The organism is Kitasatospora sp. NPDC089797, from assembly GCF_040684795.1.
Classification (GTDB): domain Bacteria; phylum Actinomycetota; class Actinomycetes; order Streptomycetales; family Streptomycetaceae; genus Kitasatospora.
In genome coordinates this window covers 80114-85828 of the sequence record NZ_JBFBGS010000006.1, presented here as the reverse complement: position 1 = coordinate 85828, position 5715 = coordinate 80114, and the positions used below count along the sequence as shown (strand labels likewise).

Sequence of the window (5715 nt, the reverse complement as noted above, 5' to 3'; positions counted from 1 at the left end):
CCGTTCCGCGCCCGCCGGGCCGCGGGCCCGGCGAAAGACGGGCCCGCACCGTCGGCCGGTCCCCGTCGGCCGGCCCCCGTCGGCGCCGTCACGCGAGGACGACGGTGACTCCGTGGTCCCGCAGGGTGCTCACGGTCCGGTCGAAGTAGGAGCCCTGAGGATCGGGAACGCGCGCCAGACCGGCGCGGGTGAGGTCGGCGTGGTGCCAGACGAGGGTGAACGGTGCGAAGACGGAGGGTCCGCCGCCCAGGTGGTCGTGGACCGAGTCCAGGCCCGCGCCGTAGCTGCCGCCGGGGCCGATCAGGGCTTCGCCGAGGGCCAGGAGTATTCCGTACCGGTCGGTGGCGTGCCGTCCGTCGAGGTGGTACGTGCCGCCGGAACGGCCGACGCCCGGCCCGTAGGGGCCTACCGAGGAGAGAGCGAGCCACTCCTTCCGGCCGTTCCCGTCGAACCGGGCCCACTGGTCGGGCCGGGTGGGAACGCCCTCGTACCAGACCTCCCAGACGCTCCGGGCCGCCAGGGCGGGGCGGGCGGCCGTCCAGCCGAGGGCCCGGTCCCCGTCGGGGTCGTGGACGGTGATGTCGACCAGGGCTCCGCCGAGGACGGACGGGCGGACGTCACCGAGCCGGGGATGGAGGTCGTACGAGGTCATCCGGCGGCCGTTGCGGTCCAGCGCCCACAGCGCGAGGAGGTGGTCGTCCGTCAGCCGCGGTGAGCGGAGTTCGGCCAGCAGGGGTCCGGCGGGTTCGCAGCCGACCAGGTGCAGGGGATGGGTCTTCCGCGGTGGCCGCGGGCCGGACAGGCCGTCGATCGAACGGCAACTGCCCACCAGGTCGGTGGCCAGGAGGGATTCGACCGAGAGGTCGATCCGCGAGGCCGGTTCGAGCCGCGGCCCCCAATCGTCCTCGACCCCGGCACCCACGGTGATGTCCACCCGATCGGGATCACCGGACGTGGGCCGGTGGGCGAGCACGGCGACGTTCTCCAGGTCCCAGAAGCGGGGGCATCCGTCCAGGGGCTCCTCGGGGTGGATCATCAGACCCATGTCGCCCAGCAGCCGCACCGGACCGGCCGGCCTCGTGACCGCCCGGGCCAGCACGCTGTCGCGCGGGCAACCGCGCAGCGTCAGGACCTCCCGCGGCAGCGGGGGCGGGTCCATGAACAGACCTTCGACCTCCGCACAGCGCGCCCAGGGCTCCGCCGCCGGCTCGTCGTCATCGTCGTCGTACTCCCGCACCAGGAGGTAACGGACCGGGAAGTCCCGCCCCCACGCCGCGTAGTCCTCGGACCGCACACTTCTCCTCTGCTTGCGGACGATCTTCGCCGGTGCACGATACAAGCCACCACGGCGGCCCTGCCGGGAATATCGCGCGCCCGGCACGACGCCCCGCCCGGGGACGGCATCGGCACCGTGCCCGGACGGGTCGGCGCGGTGATCGTGCTGCCGGCCCCGGGCGACGAGGGGGGCGGGCACCGGACACCCACCCGTCCGGACGCCAGATCTGGCAGCTCACCTAGCCTCCCCGCCCGCACAGTGGGCGGCATGGTGCGGCGGAGGGCGCCGTTCCACTCGACGGGGAGGCGGAGGATGGGACCGACAGTGCTGGGGGACCTGCTGGACGAGGCGGTGCCGGCCCTGCGGGCCGTGGCGCGGGCGCAGGCGCGGCGTGAGGCGGCGGAGCTGGCCGCGCGGGTGCTCGGCGCGGAGCCGGACGGGCTGGATCCGGCGCGGCCGGTGGACGGCCGCCCCGCCCGGCGGCTGCGCGAGCTGGTGCGCCGCCGGGCCGAGGGCGTCCCGCTCGGCCACCTGACCGGGCGGGTCGTCTTCGCGGGTCTCGAACTGACCGTCGGGCCGGGGGTGTTCGTGCCCCGGCCGCACAGCGAACGGGTCGTGGCGGCCGGCCGGAAGGCCGTCGAGGGCGTCGCCGGGCCGACGGTGGTGGACCTGTGCGCCGGCTCGGGCGCGATCGGGCTGGCCCTCGCGCACGCGCGGCCGGACGCCCGGGTGCACGCGGTCGAGTTCGACCCCGTCGCGGTGGACTTCACCCGCCGCAACGCCGCCCGCCGCGCCGCACTGGGGGACAGCGCGGTCACCGTCCACGAGGGCGAGGTGACCCGGGCGGTCGCCCTGACCGGTCTGACGGCCGGGGTGGACCTGGTGCTCGCCAACCCGCCGTTCATGCCGGACGCGGCCGAGGTGCCCGACGAGTTCGGCCGCTACCAGCCCCGCCAGGCGGTGTTCGGCGGCGCCGACGGCCTGCGGGTGGTCCGGCAGGTGGTGGACGCGGCGGCCGCGCTGCTGCGCCCGGGCGGGGTACTGGTGGTCGAGCACGGACACCTGCACGGCGCGACGGTGCCGGCGCTGCTCCGGGAGTCCGGCCGCTTCACCGACGTGTCCGGCCACCCGGACCACGACGGGTGGCCGCTGTTCTCGACCGCCGTCCGGACGGACCCCTGACCCCTGACCCGGGGTCGGGTCACCCCGCGTGGGCGGCGCCGTCCAGGTCGGCCCGGGTCCGCAGGAAGGCCAGGTACCGGGGGTCGTCCTCGTCGAAGAGCTCGGGCCCGCCGCCCATGTGCGCCCTGATCAGCTCGTCGGCCGCCCGGTCGTGGTCGCCCAGCTCGAAGGCGGTCTGGCCGAGCCGGAGGTGGACGTACGGGTTGCCGAGCCCGCCGGGGCACTGCACGGCGTTCTGGAAGCACCTGGACGCCCGGTCGTGGACACCGAGGCGGAAGTGCACGTCCCCGATCGCGACGTAGATCCAGGTCGAGGCCGCCCATCCGCGGGGATCGCCCGGCAGCAGCCGCAGGGCCTCGACGTAGCGCTGCTTGGCTTCGGTGAGGTCCCCCAGTTCGGCGAGGGCGTCGCCCTCCTGGCACAGCTCCGTGATCTCGGCGTGGACCTCGTCCGGCAGTTGCCTGCTCGTTCCCGTCATCCGCGTCATTCCCGTCGTCCTTGCCGTCCCTGTCGCCGCCCGTCGCCCGGTGCCCGGCGGGGCGGGCTCCCGCGCGTCCCGGGAGCCGTCCGGCCCGCTCACAGCCGCCGGAGGCCGGCGGCGGTCGGCCGGAAGCCGCACCGGGCGTAGAAGCCCTCCAGGTGCGGCTCGTAGTCGACGTGCAGCCACTCGGCCCCGCACGCCCGCGCCGCGTCGGCGGCCGCCCGGACCAGGCGCGCCCCGAGCCCCCGGCGGCGCTCGTCCGGGTGGACGGTGGTGTCCAGGATGAAGGCGTGGGCGCCGCCGTCCCCGGCGACGTTGACGAACCCCACCAGGCGGTCGCCCCGTCGCGCCGCGACCCAGGTCGAACTGCGGGCCAGCACCGGGGCGAAGGAGACCGACCGGTGCCCCGGCCACGACGCGCCGAACAGCGCGTCGAGCTCGGCATCCGTCAGCTCGGGACGCACCGTCAACACCACCTCGCCGCCCCGCGACGGCTCACTGCTCACCATGCCGTGCAGCCTGCCACACGCCCAAGGCCACGTTCACCCCGGCGCCGGCCCGGTGCACGCTGCGCGCAGGAAGTCGGCCCGCCCGACTTCCTGCGCACGGCGGCCAGGGTGGCATCCCGGCCGGATAGTTCGAACAGGTTGGCCCCCGAGGCTGGTCGCTGACCTCTCCGCACGATGACGGCCGTTGCGGCGTGCCGGTCGTCCCGGCTCGGGGCACGCCCCACCGCCCGGACGGGAACCGCGGCTGCGCCCCGCCGGGAGGCCGAGCGCGGCCGGGCCGGCCCCGGGCGGCAGGGTGGGCGCGGTGCTACACGCAGGAAGTCGGCCCGCCCGACTTCCTGCGCACGCGCCGTCAGCGGGGGGTGAGGGGCCGTCGGAAGCCGAGGGTGGCGAGCCAGGCGCCGACGGCGGCGACGGTGGCGCCCAGGAGGAGGGCCGGGCCGGCGGAGACGGTACCGGGGAGGCCGAGGGCCAGCGCGCGGGTGGTGTCGATCGCGTAGGTGAGCGGGTTGACGTGGGCGACCGCGGCGAGCCAGCCGGGGAGGTCGGCGGTGGGGACGTAGGCGCTGGAGGCGAACATCAGCGGGAGCACGGCGATGATCGCCAGGTTCTGGATCGGCTCGGCCCGGCGCAGCCAGGCCGCGGCCGCGATGAAGAGCCAGCCGAGCGCCCAGCTCATGAACAGGGTCAGCCCGATCGAGGCGACGACCGCGCCCACCCCGCCGCGCGGGTGGTAGCCGAGCAGCAGGGTGCCCAGCAGCAGGATGATCACGGCCTGCACGGCGGCCCGCACCAGGGTGGTGAGGCTGCGGGCGAGCAGCAGCGAGCCGGGGGCGACGGGCAGGCAGCGCAGCCGGGCGACGATGCCGTTCTGGAGGTCCTCGACCAGCCCGACCCCGGACTGCACCGCGGACTGCACCGCGTTGTCGACCAGGACGGCGGGCAGCACGAAGTCCAGGTACGTGACGCCGGGCGGGAAGTGCGGGGGCAGTCCCATCCGGCTGAACACCTGGGAGAGCACCACGAGGGTGATGACGGGCTGCAGCAGGCCGAACAGCAGCACGGCCGGGTCCGTCACGAGCGCGCGCAGCGACCGCCCGGTGAGGATGCGGACCTGGGTGAGCCGTGAACTGCCGTGCCAGGCCGGAGCGGTGGACCGCGGTGCGGGTGTGCGGGGCGGTCGGTCGCGGTCGAGGGCGGTGGTCGGGACGGTCACCGGGCGGGTCCTTCCGGGCGGTCGGGGGCCTCCGCGTGGTCGGAGTCCGCCGGGTTCTTCGGGCGGGCGGGGCGGTGGGCCAGGGCGAGGTAGACGTCCTCCAGGCCGGGTTCGCCGAAGGTCAGTTCGGCGGCCTCGATCCCCACCCCGTCCAGGGCCCGGACCACCGCCGCGACCTCCCGGGTGGCCTCGATGGGGACGACCAGCGCGGCGCCCTCCCGGCCGGTGACCGGCGCGAAGCCGGCCGCACGCAGGGCGCCGGTGGCGCGGTCCGGATCGTCGGAGGGTTCGAGGACGAGGGTGACGGTGCGCCGCCCGACCCGGGCCTTGAGCTCGGCGGGGGTGCCGTCGGCGACGACGGTGCCGCCGGAGAGCACGGTGATGGAGTGGGCGAGCCGGTCGGCCTCGTCCAGGTACTGGGTGGTCAGCAGGACGGTGGTGCCCTCGGCGACCAGGCCTTCGACGATCTCCCACAGCCCGAGCCGGCTGACCGGGTCCAGGCCGGTGGTGGGCTCGTCGAGGAACACCACCTCGGGCCGCCCGACCAGGCTCGCGGCCAGGTCGAGACGGCGGCGCAGCCCGCCCGAGTAGCCGCGGGCGGGCCGGTCGGCGACCTGCCCGAGATCGAACAGCCCGAGCAGTTCGTCGGCCCGGGCGCGGGCGGCGCGGCGGCCGGCCCCGAGCAGCCCGGCGAGCAGCAGCAGGTTGTCGCGGCCGCTGAGCCGGCCGTCGACGGTGGCGTACTGGCCGGTGAGACCGATCCGGCGGCGGACCTCGGCCGGCCGCTCGCGGACGTCGTACCCGGCGACGCTGGCCCGGCCGGTGGTCGGGGCGAGCGCGGTGGTGAGGACGTTCACCAGGGTGGTCTTGCCCGCGCCGTTGTGGCCGAGCAGCGCCAGCACGCTGCCCCGGGGGACGGCGAGGCTGACCGAGTCGAGGGCGCGGACGTCGCCGAAGGTCATGCCGACGTCGACCGCCTCGATCACGGGGTCGTCGGTGCCGGGGGGCGTGGGGCTCATGGCCGGTTCTCCGTAGCGCGGTGGTGGGTCGG

The 5715-nt window shown here is 76.0% G+C and carries 6 protein-coding genes; 1 reads left to right on the top strand and 5 read right to left on the bottom strand.

The window, feature by feature from the left end; genetic code table 11:
* Positions 1-88 precede the first annotated feature (88 nt).
* A complete protein-coding gene (locus tag AB0O91_RS07030; protein ID WP_363428735.1) occupies positions 89-1294 on the bottom strand; it encodes a hypothetical protein in 1206 nt (401 codons plus the stop codon).
* 294 nt (positions 1295-1588) lie between these two features.
* Here AB0O91_RS07030 and AB0O91_RS07025 point away from each other — a divergent pair, with 294 nt between their 5' ends.
* Positions 1589-2458, top strand: a complete 870-nt coding sequence (locus AB0O91_RS07025; protein WP_363428733.1) for a HemK/PrmC family methyltransferase — start codon at positions 1589-1591, stop codon at positions 2456-2458.
* A gap of 19 nt (positions 2459-2477) precedes the next feature.
* Here AB0O91_RS07025 and AB0O91_RS07020 read toward each other — a convergent pair whose 3' ends face one another.
* The 4 genes from AB0O91_RS07020 to AB0O91_RS07005 all read right to left on the bottom strand — a co-directional run bounded on the left by AB0O91_RS07020 (position 2478) and on the right by AB0O91_RS07005 (position 5683).
* Positions 2478-2945, bottom strand: coding sequence for a tetratricopeptide repeat protein (locus AB0O91_RS07020; RefSeq protein ID WP_363428730.1), 468 nt, complete (start codon positions 2943-2945; stop codon positions 2478-2480).
* Between the two features lie 89 nt (positions 2946-3034).
* Entirely contained in the window at positions 3035-3448 is a 414-nt protein-coding gene (locus tag AB0O91_RS07015; RefSeq protein WP_363428728.1) for a GNAT family N-acetyltransferase, read from the bottom strand.
* Between the two features lie 352 nt (positions 3449-3800).
* On the bottom strand, positions 3801-4664 hold the full coding sequence (locus tag AB0O91_RS07010) for an ABC transporter permease (RefSeq protein WP_363428726.1): 864 nt from the start codon (positions 4662-4664) through the stop codon (positions 3801-3803).
* Positions 4661-5683, bottom strand: coding sequence for an ATP-binding cassette domain-containing protein (locus AB0O91_RS07005; protein WP_363428724.1), 1023 nt, complete (start codon positions 5681-5683; stop codon positions 4661-4663). The genes AB0O91_RS07010 and AB0O91_RS07005 overlap by 4 nt, the downstream gene beginning before the upstream one ends.
* Between the last annotated feature and the right edge of the window lie 32 nt (positions 5684-5715).